A 17,489-nucleotide genomic window follows, 5' to 3' on the forward strand; every position below is an offset into this window, starting at 1 on the left:
GACGTACGGCCGGGCGGGCGTTCAGCCCAGCACGGCCAGGGCGTCGACTTCCACCAGCAGCCCGGGCGGCAGGCCCACGTACACCGTCGTACGGGCGGCCGGCGGCCCGGAGAGCCCGGCGAAGAAGCCGTCGTAGATCTCGTTGAACTCCGCGAAGTGCGCCGTGTCCGTGAGGTACACCCGCACCATCACCGCGTCCTCCCAGGTCGCGCCGCCCGCTTCCAGCACGGACTGGACGTTGACCAGGGTCTGCAGGACCTGGGCGCGCAGGGTGGGGCCGGCCGGGGTCGGCGGGCGGCCCTCGACGGCAGGCAGGAAGCCGACCTGGCCCGCGACCTGGAGGATGTCGCCCTTGCGCACGCCGTGCGAGAACCTCGCCGGGGGCGCGGTGTGCGTCGGCGGAGTGATCGCCGTCTTCCCCGGACCGGCCGGCTCGGCGGGGTGGGGCTCGGGCAGCTCGCTCATCGGGTCGCGCCTTTCGTAGCGGTGGGTGCGGGGGCAGGAGCGGGGGGCGTGGCACCGGACAGTTCGGCGCCGATCGCCTCGGCCGTCCGCAGGATCAACGGCCGCAGCCGCAGCAGCTCTTCCGCGGTGACCACCACGTTGGGCGCCGACACCGACATGGCCGCGCAGACCCGTCCGTCGGGGCCGCGCAGCGGGGCGCCGACGCAGTTGATGGACTCCTCGTGGCCGCCCAGGTCGCTGGCCCAGCCCTGGTCGCGCACCCGGGCCAGCTCGGCGAGGAAGGCGCCCGCGTCCGGTGTCGAACGCGGGGTGTAGCGCGGGTAGTCCAGGCCTTCCGCGACCGCCCGGCGCTCCGGCTCCGGCAGGTCGGCGAGCAGCAGTTTGGCGACGGCGGCGACCGTGATGGCGACCGGGCGGCCGATCCGCGAGTACATACGGACCGGGTAGCGGCTCTCCACCTTGTCGATGTAGACGACCTCGCCCTGCTCGTAGACCGCCAGGTGCACGGTGTGGCCGGTGCGTTCGTTGAGCGCGGCCAGGTGCGGGTGGGCGATGCCGCGGATGTCCAGTGCCTCGACGGCCTGCTGGGCGAGCGCGAACAGCCGGGCGCCGAGCCGGTAGCGCTGGTCCTGCTGGCGGTAGACCAGGCCGTGTTCGTGCAGGGTGCGCAGCAGCCGCAGCGCGGTGGACTTGTGCACGTCGAGCCGGGTGGCGACCTGTTCCAGGCTCGCGGGGCCCTCGGCGAGCAGCGGCAGGATGCTCAGCGCGCGATCGACCGTCTGGCTCACCGCTCGGCCTCCTGTTCGCGGTCCCGGCCCTGGTCCGTCCAGCCGGGGCCGAGTCGCAGTCTGCCCCATGCGGTGTCGTCCAGTGCGGCAAGGGCGTCGGCGTGCGCGCGGGCGGGCGGCGGCGCGAGGTCGCCCGGCACGATCAGCGCGGCGGCGGCCAGCAGGTGCCCGTGCCGCAGCCGGTCGCGCAGCGGCAGCCCGCGCAGGGTCGCGGACAGGAAGCCGGCCGCGAAGGCGTCGCCCGCGCCGACGTGGGCGACGACGTCCACGGCCGGCGCCGGTACGCGGACCCGCTCGCCGCCGCTGAAGACGGTGGCGCCTGCCGCGCCCTGCTTGACGACCACCGTCGCCGGCTCGGGCAGCGCGGCCCGGATCGCGTCGGCGTCCGCGAGGCCCCAGGCGGCCTGCGCCTCGTCCTCGCCGACGAAGACCAGGTCGCAGCCGCGGGCGAGTTCGGCCAGCAGCCACGGGTCGGCGCCGTGCCACAGCGCGGGCCGGTGGTTGACGTCGAAGGACACCAGCGGGCGGCCCGGCTCGCGGTGGGTGAGCCGCCGCATCAGCGCCTTGCAGGTGGCCGACAGGGCGCAGGTGATCCCGGTCAGGTGCAGCACCCGCCCGGCCCACACGTCCGCGCGCCGCACCAGCGCGGGCGACAGCGCGGAGGCGGCGGAGCCCTTGCGGTAGTAGACGACCTCGGCGCGGTCCTGGGCGGCGTCCAGGGTGGTCGCGCGTTCGCCCGCGGTACGGAAGTAGACGCCGGTGGGCCGGTGCGGGTCGCGCTGGACGGCGCCGACGTCGACACCGGCGCCGGCGATGGTGTCGACCAGGTGGTCGCCGAAGCCGTCGCTGCCGACCCGGCTGACCCAGCGGGCGGTGTGCCCGGTACGCGCCAGGGTGCACGCGACGTTCGACTCGGCGCCGCCGATGGTCCGCCGGAAGGCGGGCACGTCGGCCAGCCGCCCGGCCCGGCTCGGCACGAAGGTGACCATGGACTCCCCCAGGCATACGACGTCCACGCTCGGCGTCACGCTCACGCTCGCTCTCACTGGGGTAACTGCACAGGGGTAACTGCTGGGGTACGGGTCCGCGCCGTTGACCAGGCGCAGGCCCGGATGTTAGACAGCTCGAAACACGATACGCAATGGCCGTTGCACATGGTGCAACGCACTGCGGGGTACGGAGGGTGCATGGACGTCGTCGCCGAACGGGTCGCCGCGCTGCGCGAGGAACGTATCGACCACCGTTTCAAGGGCCTGCCGCCGGACGCCGAGGGGCTCACCGTCGGCGAACTCGCCGGCCAGCGGCGCACCCTCACCGACGGCGGCTTCACCACCCCGCTGCTCGTGCTGTCCGCCGACGCTCTGGACCACAACCTCGCCGTCCTGGAGCGCTGGACGGACGAGCACGGCCTCGCCTTCGCCCCGCACGGCAAGACGTCGATGGCCCCGCAGCTCTTCGCCCGCCAGCTCGAACGCGGCGCCTGGGGCATCACCGTCGCCGTACCCCACCAGCTGCGGGTCTGCCGCGCCTTCGGCGTCCCCCGGGTCTTCCTGGCCAACGAACTCGTCGACCCGGTCGCGCTGCGCTGGCTCGGCGCCGAACTGGACGCCGACCCCGGCTTCGAGTTCGTCTGCTACGTCGACTCCGTGCGCGGCGTCCGGCTCATGGACGAGGCGCTGCGGGCCGCGGGCACCCGGCGCCGGGTGGACGTCGTGATCGAACTCGGCGCCGGTGAGGGCGCGCGGACCGGGGCGCGCACCGAGGCGGACTGCGCCGCCGTCGCCGGGGCGGTCGCGGCGGCGGACCGGCTGCGGCTCGTCGGCGTCGCGGGCTACGAGGGCGAGGTGCCGGGCGCCGACCCCGAGCGGGTACGGGCCTGGCTGCGGCGGCTGGTCGCGCTCGCGGCGGAGCTGGACCGCGGCGGGGCCTTCGCCGGGGCCGAGCGGATCGTGGTCAGCGCGGGGGGCTCCGCGTGGTTCGACGCGGTCGCGGATGTCTTCGGCGGTATCGGCGCGATGTCCCTGCCGGTGCTGCGGCTGCTGCGGTCGGGCGCGTACGTCACGCACGACGACACGCACTACGCCCGGGTGACGCCCTTCACCCGGGTGCCCGGGCACCTGGAGCCGGCCTTCCGGCTGTGGGCCCAGGTGGTCTCCCGGCCGGCGCCGGGGCAGGCCTTCCTCAACGCGGGCAAGCGCGACGCGCCCTACGACCTCGGGCTTCCCACACCGCTGGCGGTGCGCTCGCCCGAAGGCCTGCGGGCCGCCCCCGACGGCCTCCGCGTCAGCGGCATCTCCGACCAGCACCTGTGGCTCGACGTCCCGGCCGCCGACCCGCTCCAGGTCGGCGACACCGTGTGCCTCGGGCTCTCCCACCCCTGCACGACCTTCGACAAATGGCCCCTCATCCCGGTCGCCACCCCCGACGGCACGATCACGGACTACATCCGCACCTTCTTCTAGCGGCTCCTCCGCCCCCGAGGGCAGCACACCGGGGGCGCGGGAAACCGCGCGCGCGACCACGACGGCGCGGAGGCCGGGAGCGCACCGCACGTGGCAACCCCTGAGGGGCGCGGGGAGCTGCCCGACCAGCCACAACGGTGGGAAGGCAGCGCAGCCACCGCAAGCGGCAATCACCCAGGGCCGCGAGGGCAGCGCAAGTGCGGGCCCCCACAGCCGCCCCGCAGGGGCGTCGTAAGGTCGGGACATGGACCTGGTCGTGCGGGGCGCGCGGATTGTGGACGGGAGCGGGTCACCCGCCTACGCGGGCGACGTCGGCATCGAGGCCGGCCGCATCGTCGAGGTGCGCCGGGAAGGCGAACCGCGGGCGAGCGCCAAGCGGACCCTCGACGCCCGCGGCCTCGCGCTGGCGCCCGGCTTCATCGACATGCACGCGCACAGCGACCTGGCCCTGCTCACCGACCCCGCCCACGAGGCGAAGGCGGCCCAGGGCGTCACCCTGGAGGTCCTCGGCCAGGACGGCCTGTCGTACGCCCCGGCCGACGACCGCACCCTCGACACGCTGCGCACCCTCATCGCGGGCTGGAACGGCGACGGCTCGGACGTCACCTTCGACTGGCGCACCGTCGGCGGCTACCTGGACCGGCTGGACGAGGGCGTCGCGGTCAACGCCGCCTACCTCGTACCGCAGGGCACCGTCAGGATGATGGCGGTCGGCTGGGAGGACAGGCCCGCCGCCCCGGCCGAGCTGGACCGGATGAGGGAGCTGGTCGCGGAGGGCCTGGCGCAGGGCGCGGTGGGGATGTCGTCGGGGCTGACGTACACCCCGGGGATGTACGCGCCGGACGCCGAGCTGACCGAGCTGTGCCGGGTGGTCGCGGCGTACGGCGGCTACTACTGCCCGCACCACCGCTCCTACGGCGCCGGGGCGCTGGAGGCGTACCGGGAGATGATCGCGCTGACCCGGGCGGCGGGCTGCCCGCTGCACCTGGCGCACGCGACGATGAACTTCGACGTCAACGCGGGCCGCGCCCCCGACCTGCTGGCGCTGCTGGACGAGGCGCTGGCGGACGGCGCCGACATCACGCTGGACAGCTATCCGTACACCGCGGGCTGTACGACGCTGGCGGCGCTGCTGCCGAGCTGGGCGGCGGTCGGCGGCCCCGACGCGACGCTGGCCCGGCTGCGCGACGGGCCGACGGCGGAACGCATCAGGCACGCCCTTGAGGTGACCGGTTCCGACGGCAGCCACGGGGTGCCGATGGACTGGTCCACGATCGAGGTCTCCGGCACCGCGGACCCGGCCCTGGCCGGCCGGGTCGGCACCCGGCTCGACGGCTGGCCCGCGGCCCGCGCGCTGCTGCTGGCCGACCGGCTCGGTACGACGATCCTCCAGCACGTCGGCGACGAGCGGAACGTCCGTACGGTGATGCGGCACCGCACCCACACCGCGGGATCGGACGGCATCCTGCACGGCGCCAAGCCGCACCCGCGGGCGTACGGCACTTTCCCGCACTACCTGGGCCACTACGTGCGCGAGCTGGGCGTCCTCACACTTGAGGAGTGCGTCGCCCACCTGACGGGCCGCCCCGCCGCCCGGCTGCGGCTGCCCGACCGCGGGCTGGTCCGCGCGGGCCACCGCGCCGACCTGGTGCTGTTCGACCCGGCGACGGTCGCGGCGGGGGCGACGTACGACCGCCCGCGCGCCCTGCCGGCCGGCATCCCGCACGTGCTGATCGACGGCAGGTTCGTCATCGAGGACGGCCGGCGGACCGATGTGCTGGCGGGCCGCTCGGTGCGGCGGACCGCCCCGCGGTGACCGGGTCCCGCCGCCCCCGGGGTGGCGAAAAACACCGCGCGGCCGACGTAACGTGGCCGTAAGGTGACCGGCATGCAGGTGATCCAGTCCACGAAGCTCGCAAATGTCTGTTACGAGATCCGGGGTCCGGTTCTTGAGGAGGCGATGCGGCTGGAGGCGGCCGGGCACCGCATCCTCAAGCTGAACACCGGGAATCCGGCCGGATTCGGGTTCGAGTGCCCGCCCGAGATCCTTGAGGACATGCTGCGCTCCCTGAAGGACGCGCATGGCTACGGCGACGCCAAGGGCCTGTTGTCGGCGCGGCGGGCGGTGATGCAGCACTACCAGACCAAGGGCATCCCGCTGGACGTCGAGGACATCTACCTCGGCAACGGCGTGTCCGAACTGATCCAGATGTCGATGCAGGCCCTGCTCGACGACGGCGACGAGGTGCTGGTCCCGGCGCCCGACTACCCGCTGTGGACCGCCTCGGTCTCGCTGGCCGGCGGCACCGCGGTGCACTACCGGTGCGACGAGCAGTCCGACTGGATGCCGGACCTCGCCGACATCGAGCGCAAGGTGACCGACCGCACCAAGGCGATCGTCATCATCAACCCGAACAACCCGACCGGCGCCGTCTACGACGACGAGATGCTGCGCGGCCTCACCGACATCGCGCGCCGGCACCGGTTGGTGGTCTGCTCCGACGAGATCTACGACAAGATCCTCTACGACGACGTCACCCACACCCCGACCTCGGCGATCGCGCCCGACCTGCTCACCCTGACCTTCAACGGCCTGTCCAAGGCCTACCGGGTGGCCGGCTACCGCAGCGGCTGGATGGCCGTGTGCGGCCCCAAGTCCCAGGCGGGCAGCTACATAGAGGGCCTGACGATCCTGGCCAACATGCGGCTGTGCGCCAACATGCCGGCCCAGCACGCCATCGCGACCGCGCTCGGCGGCCACCAGTCGATCACCTCGCTGGTCCTGCCCGGCGGCCGGCTGCTGGCCCAGCGCGACGCCACGTATGCGGCGCTCACCGCGATCCCCGGCGTGACCTGCGTCAAGCCCAAGGGCGCGCTGTACGCCTTCCCGCGGCTGGACCCGCAGGTCTACAAGATCAAGGACGACCGGCAGATGGTGCTCGACCTGCTGCGGGCCGAGAAGATCATGATCGTGCACGGGACCGGGTTCAACTGGATCGAACCCGACCACTTCCGGATCGTCACGCTGCCGCGCGCGGAGGACCTGACCGAGGCGATCGGCCGTATCGGCCGCTTCCTGGACGGCTACGCGCAGCCGTAGCGCCGCGCCTGTGCGCGGGAGAGGGGCGCGGGGATGTCCCCGCGCCCCTCTCCCGGCTCACCGCGGGTGACGGCTCAGCCCAGGCGGGCGACCAGGGACTTGTACTCGGACCAGAGTTCGGGCGGGGTGTGGGCGCCGAAGGTCTCCAGGTGGGCCGGGACGAGCGCCGCCTCCTCGCGCCAGACCGGCAGGTCGACGCTCAGCAGCAGGTCGAGGTCGGCCTGCGGGATGTCCAGCCCGTCCGTGTCGAGCGCGCCCGGCGCCGGCAGGATGCCGATCGGGGTGCGCACCCCCTCGGCGGCGCCGTCGAGGCGGTCGACGATCCACTTGAGCACCCGGCTGTTCTCGCCGAAGCCGGGCCACACGAAGCGGCCGGCGGCGTCCTTGCGGAACCAGTTCACGTAGAAGATCTTCGGCAGCTTCGCCGGGTCGTGGGCCCTGCCCACCTCCAGCCAGTGCGCGAAGTAGTCGCCCATGTTGTAGCCGCAGAAGGGCAGCATCGCGAAGGGGTCCCGGCGCAGCTCGCCGACCTTGCCGTCGGCCGCCGCCGTCTTCTCGCTGGCGATGTTCGCGCCGAGGAAGACGCCGTGCTGCCAGTCGAAGGACTCGGTGACCAGCGGTACGGCGGAGGCGCGGCGCCCGCCGAAGAGGATCGCGGAGATCGGGACGCCGCGCGGGTCCTCCCATTCGGGGGCGATGATCGGGCACTGGCTCGCCGGGACGGTGAAGCGGGCGTTGGGGTGGGCGGCCGGTGTGGTGGACGCGGGCGTCCAGTCGTTGCCCTTCCAGTCGGTCAGGTGCGCGGGGGGCTGCTCGGTCATGCCCTCCCACCACACGTCGCCGTCGTCGGTGAGGGCGACGTTGGTGAAGACGGAGTTGGCGTACAGCGTCTTGATGGCGTTGGCGTTGGTGTGCTCGCCGGTGCCGGGGGCCACGCCGAAGAAGCCGGCCTCGGGGTTGATGGCGTAGAGCCGGCCGTCCTCGCCGAAGCGCATCCAGGCGATGTCGTCGCCGATGGTCTCGACGGTCCAGCCCGGGACGGTGGGCTCCAGCATCGCCAGGTTGGTCTTGCCGCACGCGGAGGGGAAGGCGGCGGCGACGTACGTGGACTCGCCGCGCGGCGGGGTGAGCTTGAGGATCAGCATGTGCTCGGCCAGCCAGCCCTCGTCGCGGGCCATGACGGAGGCGATCCGCAGGGCGTAGCACTTCTTGCCGAGCAGGGCGTTGCCGCCGTAGCCGGAGCCGTAGGACCAGATCTCCCGGTCCTCGGGGAAGTGCGAGATGTACTTGGTGTCGCTGCACGGCCAGGGCACATCGGCCCGGCCGTCGGCCAGCGGGGCGCCGACCGAGTGGACGGCCTTGACGAAGGGGCCGTCGGTGCCCAGTTCGTCCAGGACGGCGCTGCCCATCCGGGTCATCGTGCGCATCGAGACGGCGACGTAGGCGGAGTCGGTCAGCTCGACACCCATCGCGGACAGCGGTGAGCCGAGCGGCCCCATGCAGAAGGGGACGACGTACATCGTCCGGCCGCGCATCGACCCGCGGAAGAGGCCCGACCCGCCGGTGAAGACCTCCCGCATCTCGGCGGGGTCCTTCCAGTGGTTGGTCGGGCCCGCGTCGGCCTCGCGGCGCGAGCAGATGAACGTCCGGTCCTCGACGCGCGCCACGTCGGAGGGGTCGGAGGCCGCGTAGTACGAGTTCGGCCGCAGGGTCGGGTCGAGCTTGGTGAAGGTGCCCCTGGCGACGAGTCCGGCGGCGAGCCGGTCGTACTCCGCCTGCGAGCCGTCGCACCAGACGATCTCGTCGGGCTGGGTGAGTTCGGCGATCTCGCCGACCCAGCGGGTCAGTTCCTTGTGTTCGGTGGGAGCCGCAATGCCGCGCGCCACGATCGCTCCGTCCCGCCGGATCCGCACAGACCGGCGTGAGAGTTGAGGGTTGGTTCGGCCCCGTGGGGGCTGCGGCCCGGACGCGTTCGTGGAGTGCTCATCCGGTGCCGACCGCACTCATATGAGTGTGGTCCTGGTCGCAGGAGTCTGTCCAGAGCACGCGGAGTGAGCCCCGCCACGGCCTGTCACCGCACGGACGGCGGCGGTCCACCGCCGGGCAACCTACGGTCGCGTAGGTAGGATTGACGCCATGAGCGCCGTCGACAACACTGCAGAAGTGCCCTCGGAAGTCGATGGACTCGACCAGCTGAAACCCATAAAACCCAAGCTCAGAGGGTGGCTGCACGCGGGCATGTTCCCCGCGGTGCTGATCTCGGGCGTGGTGCTCACCGCCTTCGCGCAGAGCAGCAGGGGACGGATCGCCTGCGCGGTGTTCGCGCTCTCGGCGTGCGCACTGTTCGGCGTGAGCGCGCTCTACCACCGGGGTGACTGGGGTCCGCGCGCCGCCGGGATTTTGCGCCGGCTTGACCATGCGAACATCTTCCTGATCATCGCGGGCACCTACACACCACTGGCGATACTGCTGCTGCCCGGCGGCACCTCGCGGCTGCTGCTGTGGATGGTGTGGGCCGGCGCGCTGGCCGGTATCGCCTTCCGGGTCTTCTGGGTCGGCGCCCCCCGCTGGCTCTACACCCCGTGCTACATCGCGCTGGGCTGGGTCGCGGTCTTCTTCCTGCCGGACTTCCTGCGCACCGGCGGGGTCGCCGTCCTGGTCTGCGTGATCACCGGCGGCCTGCTCTACAGCACGGGGGCGGCCGTCTACGGCTTCAAGCGGCCCAACCCGTCACCGCGCTGGTTCGGCTTCCACGAGGTCTTCCACTCCCTCACCCTGGTCGCGTTCATCGTCCATTACGTCGGCATCTCCCTGGTCGCCTACCAGCACGGATAGCCCCCGGCGGCACCGCTCCACCGAGCCCGCACCCCGATCGACGGGGGTGCGGGCTTTTCGCGCGCCCGAATGAGAGCTACGCTCTTTTGATAGTCGCTTTCATTTGACGCACGCTTCCAGGAGTCCCGATGTCCCTCCCGTCCTCCGCCGCGCCTCCCCAGCCGGACCCCCGGCGCTGGCTGGCGCTGATCGCGCTGTGCATGAGCATGCTGGTGCTCAGCTTCGACACCACGATCCTCAATGTCGCCCTGCCGACGATGGCCGACCGGATCGGCGCCGACACCGGCGACATGCAGTGGATCGTCGACTCCTACACCGTCGTCTTCGCCGCCGTGATGCTGCCCGCCGGCCTGATCGGCGACCGCTTCGGGCGGCGCCGGATGCTGGTCGCGGGCCTCGCGGTCTTCCTCGCCGGCTCCGTCATCGGCTCGCTGGTCGACACCCCCGGGCTGGTCATCGCCGCCCGTACGGTGATGGGCTTCGGCGGCGCCTTCGTGATGCCGCTGGCGCTCTCGGTGATCCCGTCGCTCTTCGGCGCGGCCGAACGCCCCAAGGCCGTCGCACTGGTCAGCACCGCGATGGCCTTCGGCATGCCGCTCGGCCCGATCATCGGCGGCACCCTGCTCCAGCACTTCTGGTGGGGGTCGGTCTTCCTGATCAACATCCCGCTGGTCGCGCTCGCGATCGTGGCCTGCTTCGCGCTGCTGCCCGAGACCACCGACCCGGCCGCACCGCGCGTGCACGCCTCCAGCACCTTCTACGCCGCCGCGGGCCTGGGCGCACTCGTCTACGGCATCATCGAGGCGCCGTCCCGCGGCTGGGGCGACCCGCTGGTCGTCACGGTGCTCGCCGCCTCCATAGCGCTGCTGGCCGCACTCGTGCTGCGCGAGCGCACCGTCGAGCGGCCCATGCTCGACATGAGCCTGCTGCGCCAGCGCGGCTTCCTGTGGAACGCCGTCGCCGCCACCCTGGTCAGCTTCATCCTCACCGGCATGATCTTCGTCCTGCCGTCCTACCTCCAGACCACGCTGGGTTACGACGCCCTCGGCACCGGACTGCGGCTGCTGCCGATGATGGGCGGGCTGATGGTGGCCGCCAGGCTCGGCCCGGCGCTGGTCGCCAGGACCGGGCCGCGCCCGGTGATCGTCGCGGGGCTGCTCGCGCTGGCGGCCGGCGCCTTCCTGGGCGCCACCACCGCGGTCGGGGACGGCTACGGCGGCACCGCGCTGTGGCTGGCCGTCGCCGGGGTCGGCTTCGGCCTGTCGATCGTGCCGTCCATGAACAGCGCGCTCGGCGCCCTGCCGAGGGAGCGCGCGGGCAGCGGTTCCGGGCTGCTCCAGACGCTGCGGCAGACCGGCGCGGCGGTCGGCGTCGCGATCCTCGGCAGCGTGCTGGCCGCCGGCTACACCGACCGGCTCGACACCGGCGGGCTGTCGCCCGAGGCCGCGCACACCGCCCGCGACTCGGTCGTCGGCGCGCACGCGGTGGCCGCGCGGCTCGGCGACCGGGCGCTGACCGCGTCCGCCGACGCCTCCTACCTGCACGGGATGAACCTGGCGCTGGTGGTGTGCGGGGCCGCCTCGCTGGCCACGGCGGTGCTGGTGGCGGCGTTCCTGCCCAACCCGCGCGCCGCCCGGCCCGCACCGGCCGAGGCCGCCGGCGCGGGCGCCGACGCGATGGCCGGGCAGCGGGCGGATGCCTGACAATGACGTCATGTCCCCTCGAACCTCCGATGCCACCCCCCGGGCCGGCCTGCGGGAACGCAAGAAGGTCCAGACCCGGCAGGCCATCCGCGCCGCCGCGTACCGGCTGTTCGCCGAGCACGGCTACGACGCCACGCCGGTCGACCGGATCGCGGCGGAGGCGGACGTCTCACCGAGCACGGTCTTCCGCTACTTCCCGACCAAGGAGGACATCGTCCTCACGGACGAGTACGACGATTTGATGGCGGACCTGCTGCGGAGCCGCCCGGCCGGCGAACCGCCGCTGGTCTCGCTGCGGATGGTCATGCACCAGGCGCTCAGCGGCGTGCTCAACGACCCCGCCGAGCGGGCCGAGATGGTGCAGCGCGAGGAACTGGTCCGGGACGTCCCGGCGATCCGGGCCCGCGCCCACGAGACCATGTCCGCGACGGGACGGCTGCTCGGCGGGATCATCGCGGACCGCACCGGGCGTCCCGCGGACGCGCTGGAGGTGCGGGTCTTCACCGCGGCCGTCTTCGGCGTCCTCCACGAGGCCACGATGTTCTGGGTCGAGAACGCCCCCGAGGACGACCTCCTGGGCCTCATCGACCGCTCCTTGCGCATCCTCAACCGCGGCCTCGACATCTAGGGCGTGTCGCCCGGCCGCTTTACCCGGTGGGCGGGCGGCGTCCTCCGGCGATGTGCGACAGTGGGGCGAACTGCCCCGGCCTGACTGACCGATGGGCAGAACCGGAAGGGTGTACGGGGGCGTCCCTTGCCGGTGGACGGCCGGCCGCAAGGGGCCGGCCGGCGGGCGCTCGGGGAGGCGTGGCCTTGACTGCGGAGATCTACTTCAGCAACAACTACCGTGATCTGTGCCAGGAGCACGGCACCGGCGCGGGTTTCCAGTTCGAGTTCTCCTGCAACCGCTGCCAGGACACCTGGCGTTCGCCCTTCGAGGCGTACACCGGCGGCAGGATGGCCAGTTGGGTCGGCAAGGGCGTCACCGCCGCCTACGGCCTGCTCGGCCGTACCGGCAGCGGTGTCTCCAGCGCGGCCGACGGCCTGGCGGGGGCGAACTACGGCGGCTCGCGGGACGCCGCCTTCCAGCGCGCGATCAGCAACGCCCAGGGCCACTTCAACCGCTGCCCGCGCTGTACGAACTACGTGTGCAACCGCTGCTGGAACGCCGGCCAGGGCATCTGCCTGAGCTGCGCGCCCGACACCGCGGCCGAGGCGGTCGCCGCCCGGCAGCGCGGCCTGAACGACATGGTCTCCGAGCGCGCCTACAGCACGGGCCAGAACGCGGCGGGGGCCTTCGACGTCGGCGCCGACCGGCAGTTGGTGTGCCCGCAGTGCCAGGGCGAGACCCACGGCTCGGCCTTCTGCCCGCACTGCGGCCACCACTTGGCCCAGCGGGACGCCTGCGCTTCGTGCAGCGCCGAGATCCCCGCGGGCGCCGCCTTCTGCCCGGGCTGCGGCACCCGCCGCTGAGCCGGGCGGGGGCGCCGGGGCGCCGGGGTCCGTTCCTCGGCGCCTGACGCGGGTGCCCGCGCGGGGCGGGCGGCCGGGCGCGCCGTACGCGGTCGCCGCACGGCGCGGGAGCGGTCCCGCCGCCCGGCGCCGTACGCGGTCGCTCGGTGCGCGAGCCGTACGCCGCCGCGTGTGCTCATTGCGGGGTACGGAGCTGGCTGCGCAGGGCGCGGGGGTCGGACGTCGGCGCGTCGCAGACGAAGTGGCGGCAGACGTACGCGGCGGCCCGGCCGCCGCGGGTCGGGCGCTGGAAGAGCAGCGGGAATTCCGTGGTGCCCTCCTCGCCGACGGCGACCACCGCGCCGGGCGCGCCGCCCAGCAGGGCGGTGCGGTGCAGCTCTGCCGTGAGCGGGTCGCCGGTGCGGCCGACCACGGCCACCTCGCGCGGCCCGTCGAGCGCGGCCTCGGCGACGGCGAGCCCCCAGCCGATGAACCGCGGCGCCTTCGCCGCCAGCGCGCCGACGACGCCGAGCGCCCGCTCCGCCGCCGTGCGGTGCGGCTCGGCGCCGGTGTGCGCGGCGTACGACAGCAGCGCGCCGGCCGCCGCGGTCCACCCGGACGGCGTCGCGTTGTCCGTGGGGTCCTGGGGCCGCCGGATGAGGGCCTCCGCGTCGTCCGCCGTGTCGTAGAGCGTGCCGTCGTCCGCGGTGAAGTGGTGCAGCACCGAGTCGAGCAGCAGCCCGGCGAAGTCCAGCCAGACGCCCTCGCCGGTGACCGAGGCGAGCGCGAGGAAGCCCTCGGCGACGTCGGCGTAGTCCTCCAGCACACCGTCGTTGGCACCCGCGACGCCGTCCCGCGAGGTGCGGGTGAGCCGGCCGCGTCCGTCGAGGTGGACGCGGACCAGCAGGTCGGCCGCGTCGACGGCGGCCTGCACCAGGTCCGTACGGTCGAAGTAGGCGCCGGTCTCGGCGAGTGCGGCGATCGCCAGGCCGTTCCACGCGGCGACAACCTTGTCGTCGCGGCCCGGGCGGGGCCGGCGGTCGCGGGCGGTGAGCAGCCGGTCGCGCACCGAGGCGACCCGGCTGGCGTCCACCACCCCGCCGCCCTGCGGGAGTTGGAGCACGGAGGCGCCCTCCTCGAAGGTGCCCTCCTGGGTGACCCCGAAGTATTCAGCGGCGAATTCCCCGTCGGCCTCGCCGAGTTCGGCGATGAGCTGGGCGGGCGTCCAGACGTAATACGCGCCTTCGGCGTGCGCGCCGCTGCCGTCGTCGCTGTCGGCGTCCAGCGCGGAGGCGAACCCGCCCTCGTCGGTGGCGAGTTCGCCGATGATGAATTCGGCGGTCTCCAGCGCGACCCGGCGGGCCAGGTCGGAGCCGGTGGCCCGCCACAGGTGCGCGTAGACCCGGGTGAGCAGCGCGTTGTCGTACAGCATTTTCTCGAAGTGCGGTACGCACCAGTCGCGGTCGACGCTGTAGCGGGCGAAGCCGCCGCCGAGCTGGTCGTAGATGCCGCCGCGGGCCATCGCCTCGCAGGTGTCGCGGGCCATCTGGAGCGCGCCCTCGGCGCCGGTGCGGGCGTGGTGGCGGAGCAGGAACTCCAGCGCCATGGACGGCGGGAATTTCGGCGCGCCGCCGAAGCCGCCGCGCCGGGCGTCGTATTCGCGGGTGAGGCCGAGCAGCGCGCCGCTCATCTCGGCGTCACCGGGTGTGACGGCGGCCCCGTACGCCCCGGCCCGGTCGGCGAGGTCGCGCACGATGCGCCCCGCGACGTCGCCGACCTCCTCGCGCCGGTCACGCCACGCGGCGACGACGCCCTCCAGCACGTCCATGAAGCCGGGCATCCCCTGCCGCGCCTGCGGCGGGAAGTACGTACCGAAGTAGAACGGCTCGGCGTCGGGCGTCAGGAACACCGTCATGGGCCAGCCGCCCTGCCCGGTCGCGGCCTGCACCGCCTCCATGTAGACGGCGTCGACGTCGGGCCGCTCCTCGCGGTCGACCTTGACGGAGACGAAGTGCGCGTTGAGATACCCGGCGGTCGCGTCGTCCTCGAAGGACTCGTGCGCCATGACGTGGCACCAGTGGCACGCGCTGTACCCGACGCTGAGCAGCACCGGCACCCCGCGCTTGCGGGCCGCCTCGAACGCGTCCCGCCCCCACGGCCACCAGTCCACCGGGTTGTCCGCGTGCTGCAGCAGATAGGGCGAGGTCGCGTCGCCGAGTCGGTTCACGGCAACACTCTGCCACGGTGAGCCGCCCAACGCGCAGAGCCGGACCGGAGAACAGCGCTGCGGGGCAGACAGCACGGATCGGCGCAGCGGGCGAGGCCCGTGCGGTCAGGCCGCGGAGCTCGGCGAACCGGACGGCGAACCGGGTCGGTCAGCGGGTGTCCGCCTCAGGCCGGGGCAGTTCGTCCAGGTCAAGGGTGTAGTTCCGCCCGTCGGCCAGTCCGATGGGCAGCTTGCCCGAGCCGTACGTGTGCGTGTGCGCGGCGACGTAACCGGCGCCGGTGGGCCGGGTATCGCGAAATCGGCGCTTCGACAGTCATCGGCAGCTCCATCCCGTCGCCCCTCAGGAGCTGGCGCCCCGCACCCGCGCGGGGTCCACCACGACGTGCGTGCGAGTTCACCGGCACCGGTGGCACGGCAAGCCGCAAGGTCCCGCGAAAAAACCTTCCGCGCCGTGTCGATCCCGGCGTCAGCCGTTCGACGCGTCGGTGAGGGCACGGTGAGCGGCCCTCGGACGGTGATCGAACGGATGGAAAGAGAAAGAGGACGTCACGATGCGCTACATGATGCTGCTGCGGCTCGACCCCGCGAAGGCTCCCTCCGACGGGCCCAGTGAGCAGCTGATGACGGAGATGGGTGTGCTGCTGGAGGAGATGACCAAGGCCGGCGTGCTGCTGGACACCGGGGGGCTGCGGCCGGTCGGGAGCGGGGCGGTGATCCGGCAGTCCGGCGGGAAGCAGACCGTGCTCGACGGGCCGTTCGCCGAGGCCAAGGAGGTCATCGGCGGCTACGCCATGCTCCAGGCGAAGTCGCTGGACGAGGCGGTGCAGTGGGCGTCGCGCTTCCTGGCCGTCCACGGGGACGAGTGGGAGATCGAGACCGAGATCAGGCAGGTGGAGGAGCCCGCGTAGGGCAGGGGGAAAAACGCGGGGAGGGCCGTGGCGGGGCGCCGCTTTGCGAGGGCGCCCCGCGGCTGCTCTGATGAGTGACCGTGACAGCAGCCGACGACCGTACTCCGCCGCCGCACGCCGACCGGGCCCGCCGGGCGGTGGAAGCGGTGTGGCGGATCGAGTCGCCGCGGCTGATCGCCGGGCTGACCCGGCTGGTGCACGACATAGGGGTCGCCGAGGAGCTGGCGCAGGACGCGCTGGTCGCCGCGCTGGAGCAGTGGCCGCGGGACGGGGTGCCGCGCAATCCGGGGGCGTGGCTGATGACCACCGCAAAGCGGCGCGGCATCGACCTGATCCGCCGCAACGAGACCTTCGCGCGCAAGCTGCAACTGCTCGGCCACGAGCTGGAGACCGCCCAGGGCGCGGCGGCCTTCGACGCGCCCGGGGACGCCGCGGCCGACGACGGCGGCATCGGGGACGACCTGCTGCGGCTGGTCTTCGTCGCGTGCCACCCGGTGCTGTCCCGGGAGGCACGCGTGGCGCTGACGCTGCGGCTGCTCGGCGGGCTGACGACGGACGAGGTCGCGCGGGCCTTCCTGGTCGCGGAGCCGACCGTCGCGCAGCGCATCGTACGGGCCAAGCGCACTCTGGCGAAGGAGAAGGTGCCGTTCGAGGTGCCGCGGGGCGCCGAGCTGGCGCAGCGGCTGGCGTCGGTGCTCGAAGTGGTCTATCTGATCTTCAACGAGGGCTACTCCGCGACCGCGGGCGACGACTGGATGCGGCCCGGGCTGTGCGAGGACGCGCTGCGGCTGGCCCGGGTGCTGCAAGGGCTGATGCCGGCCGAGCCGGAGGTGCACGGGCTCGCGGCGCTGCTCGAAGTGCAGGCGTCGCGGTCGGCGGCGCGGACGAGGGGCGGCGCCCCGGTGATGCTGCTCGACCAGGACCGCAGACGCTGGGACCAGTTGCTGATCCACCGCGGCTTCGCGGCGCTGGCCCGGGCGGACGCGGCGGCCAGGGCGCGCGGGGCCGCGCCGGGACCGTACGCGCTCCAGGCCGCGATCGCCGCGTGCCACGCGCAGGCGGTACGGGCCGAGGACACCGACTGGCCGCGGATCGCCGGCCTCTACCGCGCGCTGGCCGGCACCGCGCCCTCGCCCGTGGTGGAGCTGAACCGGGCGGTCGCGGTCGGCATGGCGGAGGGCCCCGCGGCCGGGCTCGTGCTGGCCGACGCGCTGGCGGCGGGCGGCGCGCTGGAGGGCTACCACCTGCTGCCGAGCGTCCGCGGCGACCTGCTGGCCCGGCTGGGCCGTACGGCCGAGGCGCGGGACGAGTTCGTCCGGGCGGCCGGGCTGACCCGCAACGGCGCCGAGCGCACCCTGCTGCTCCGCCGCGCGGCCGACCTGGGGGCGGCGTCCTGAGGCCGGCCGGACGTACGGCCGCACCGCGCCCAGGCTCGCCACGCCCCGGCCCGCCCGTGTCCTGAGCCGGGCAGGAGTCTGGCAGGACGCAGGCAGCACCTTGGCAGGAACGTGCCGGGAATCGATCAACAACGGTCGGCAAAGCGTCAGAA

The 17,489-nt window shown here is 73.5% G+C and carries 14 protein-coding genes; 9 read left to right on the forward strand and 5 right to left on the reverse strand.

The genetic code is table 11. The annotated features are described in order from the left end of the window. Positions 1 to 21 precede the first annotated feature (21 nt). Genes OHA86_RS13240 through OHA86_RS13250 form a run of 3 tightly spaced genes read right to left on the reverse strand, consistent with a single transcriptional unit; the run spans position 22 to position 2,287 of the window. Positions 22 to 465, reverse strand: coding sequence for a RidA family protein (locus tag OHA86_RS13240; RefSeq protein WP_329175227.1), 444 nt, complete (start codon positions 463 to 465; stop codon positions 22 to 24). Next, positions 462 to 1,253 (reverse strand): IclR family transcriptional regulator, encoded by a 792-nt coding sequence (locus tag OHA86_RS13245; protein ID WP_329175229.1) that lies wholly within the window; start codon positions 1,251 to 1,253, stop codon positions 462 to 464. Before OHA86_RS13245 ends, OHA86_RS13240 begins: the two co-directional genes overlap by 4 nt. Then, positions 1,250 to 2,287 carry a sugar kinase gene (locus tag OHA86_RS13250; protein ID WP_329175231.1) on the reverse strand — a complete coding sequence of 346 codons (1,038 nt, stop codon included), beginning with the start codon at positions 2,285 to 2,287 and terminating at the stop codon, positions 1,250 to 1,252. Before OHA86_RS13250 ends, OHA86_RS13245 begins: the two co-directional genes overlap by 4 nt. A 153-nt stretch (positions 2,288 to 2,440) precedes the next feature. On the opposite strand from OHA86_RS13250, the gene OHA86_RS13255 reads away from it, so the two are divergent. The 3 genes from OHA86_RS13255 (at position 2,441) to OHA86_RS13265 (ending at position 6,815) form a co-directional block, all read left to right on the forward strand. Then, a complete protein-coding gene (locus tag OHA86_RS13255; protein WP_329175233.1) occupies positions 2,441 to 3,715 on the forward strand; it encodes an alanine racemase in 1,275 nt (424 codons plus the stop codon). A 244-nt stretch (positions 3,716 to 3,959) separates the two neighbouring features. Further along, positions 3,960 to 5,531: an N-acyl-D-amino-acid deacylase family protein gene (locus OHA86_RS13260; RefSeq protein ID WP_329175235.1), complete on the forward strand. Its 1,572-nt coding sequence runs from the start codon at positions 3,960 to 3,962 to the stop codon at positions 5,529 to 5,531. A 72-nt stretch (positions 5,532 to 5,603) separates the two neighbouring features. Continuing rightward, a complete protein-coding gene (locus OHA86_RS13265; protein WP_329175236.1) occupies positions 5,604 to 6,815 on the forward strand; it encodes a pyridoxal phosphate-dependent aminotransferase in 1,212 nt (403 codons plus the stop codon). 74 nt (positions 6,816 to 6,889) lie between these two features. Here OHA86_RS13265 and OHA86_RS13270 read toward each other — a convergent pair whose 3' ends face one another. Next, on the reverse strand, positions 6,890 to 8,701 hold the full coding sequence (locus tag OHA86_RS13270) for a phosphoenolpyruvate carboxykinase (GTP) (protein WP_329175238.1): 1,812 nt from the start codon (positions 8,699 to 8,701) through the stop codon (positions 6,890 to 6,892). A 250-nt stretch (positions 8,702 to 8,951) separates the two neighbouring features. Between OHA86_RS13270 and trhA the strand changes: the two genes are divergently transcribed. From trhA to OHA86_RS13290, 4 genes are all read left to right on the forward strand, one after another. Further along, complete coding sequence (trhA, locus tag OHA86_RS13275) at positions 8,952 to 9,650, forward strand: PAQR family membrane homeostasis protein TrhA (protein ID WP_329175239.1); 699 nt, start codon at positions 8,952 to 8,954, stop codon at positions 9,648 to 9,650. A 128-nt stretch (positions 9,651 to 9,778) separates the two neighbouring features. Continuing rightward, a complete protein-coding gene (locus OHA86_RS13280) occupies positions 9,779 to 11,353 on the forward strand; it encodes an MFS transporter (protein ID WP_329175241.1) in 1,575 nt (524 codons plus the stop codon). 10 nt (positions 11,354 to 11,363) lie between these two features. After that, positions 11,364 to 11,981, forward strand: a complete 618-nt coding sequence (locus OHA86_RS13285) for a TetR/AcrR family transcriptional regulator (RefSeq protein ID WP_329175243.1) — start codon at positions 11,364 to 11,366, stop codon at positions 11,979 to 11,981. A 179-nt stretch (positions 11,982 to 12,160) separates the two neighbouring features. Then, a complete protein-coding gene (locus OHA86_RS13290; protein WP_329175245.1) occupies positions 12,161 to 12,826 on the forward strand; it encodes a double zinc ribbon domain-containing protein in 666 nt (221 codons plus the stop codon). Between the two features lie 175 nt (positions 12,827 to 13,001). Here OHA86_RS13290 and OHA86_RS13295 read toward each other — a convergent pair whose 3' ends face one another. After that, positions 13,002 to 15,032 carry a thioredoxin domain-containing protein gene (locus tag OHA86_RS13295; RefSeq protein ID WP_329175247.1) on the reverse strand — a complete coding sequence of 677 codons (2,031 nt, stop codon included), beginning with the start codon at positions 15,030 to 15,032 and terminating at the stop codon, positions 13,002 to 13,004. 551 nt (positions 15,033 to 15,583) lie between these two features. Between OHA86_RS13295 and OHA86_RS13300 the strand changes: the two genes are divergently transcribed. Together OHA86_RS13300 and OHA86_RS13305 are read left to right on the forward strand one after the other, a co-directional pair. Continuing rightward, positions 15,584 to 15,940, forward strand: coding sequence for a YciI family protein (locus OHA86_RS13300; RefSeq protein WP_329175248.1), 357 nt, complete (start codon positions 15,584 to 15,586; stop codon positions 15,938 to 15,940). 80 nt (positions 15,941 to 16,020) lie between these two features. Beyond that, entirely contained in the window at positions 16,021 to 17,337 is a 1,317-nt protein-coding gene (locus OHA86_RS13305) for an RNA polymerase sigma factor (RefSeq protein ID WP_329175249.1), read from the forward strand. Positions 17,338 to 17,489: the final 152 nt, after the last annotated feature.

Source organism: Streptomyces sp. NBC_01477, assembly GCF_036227245.1.
In the GTDB taxonomy this organism is placed as follows: domain Bacteria; phylum Actinomycetota; class Actinomycetes; order Streptomycetales; family Streptomycetaceae; genus Actinacidiphila.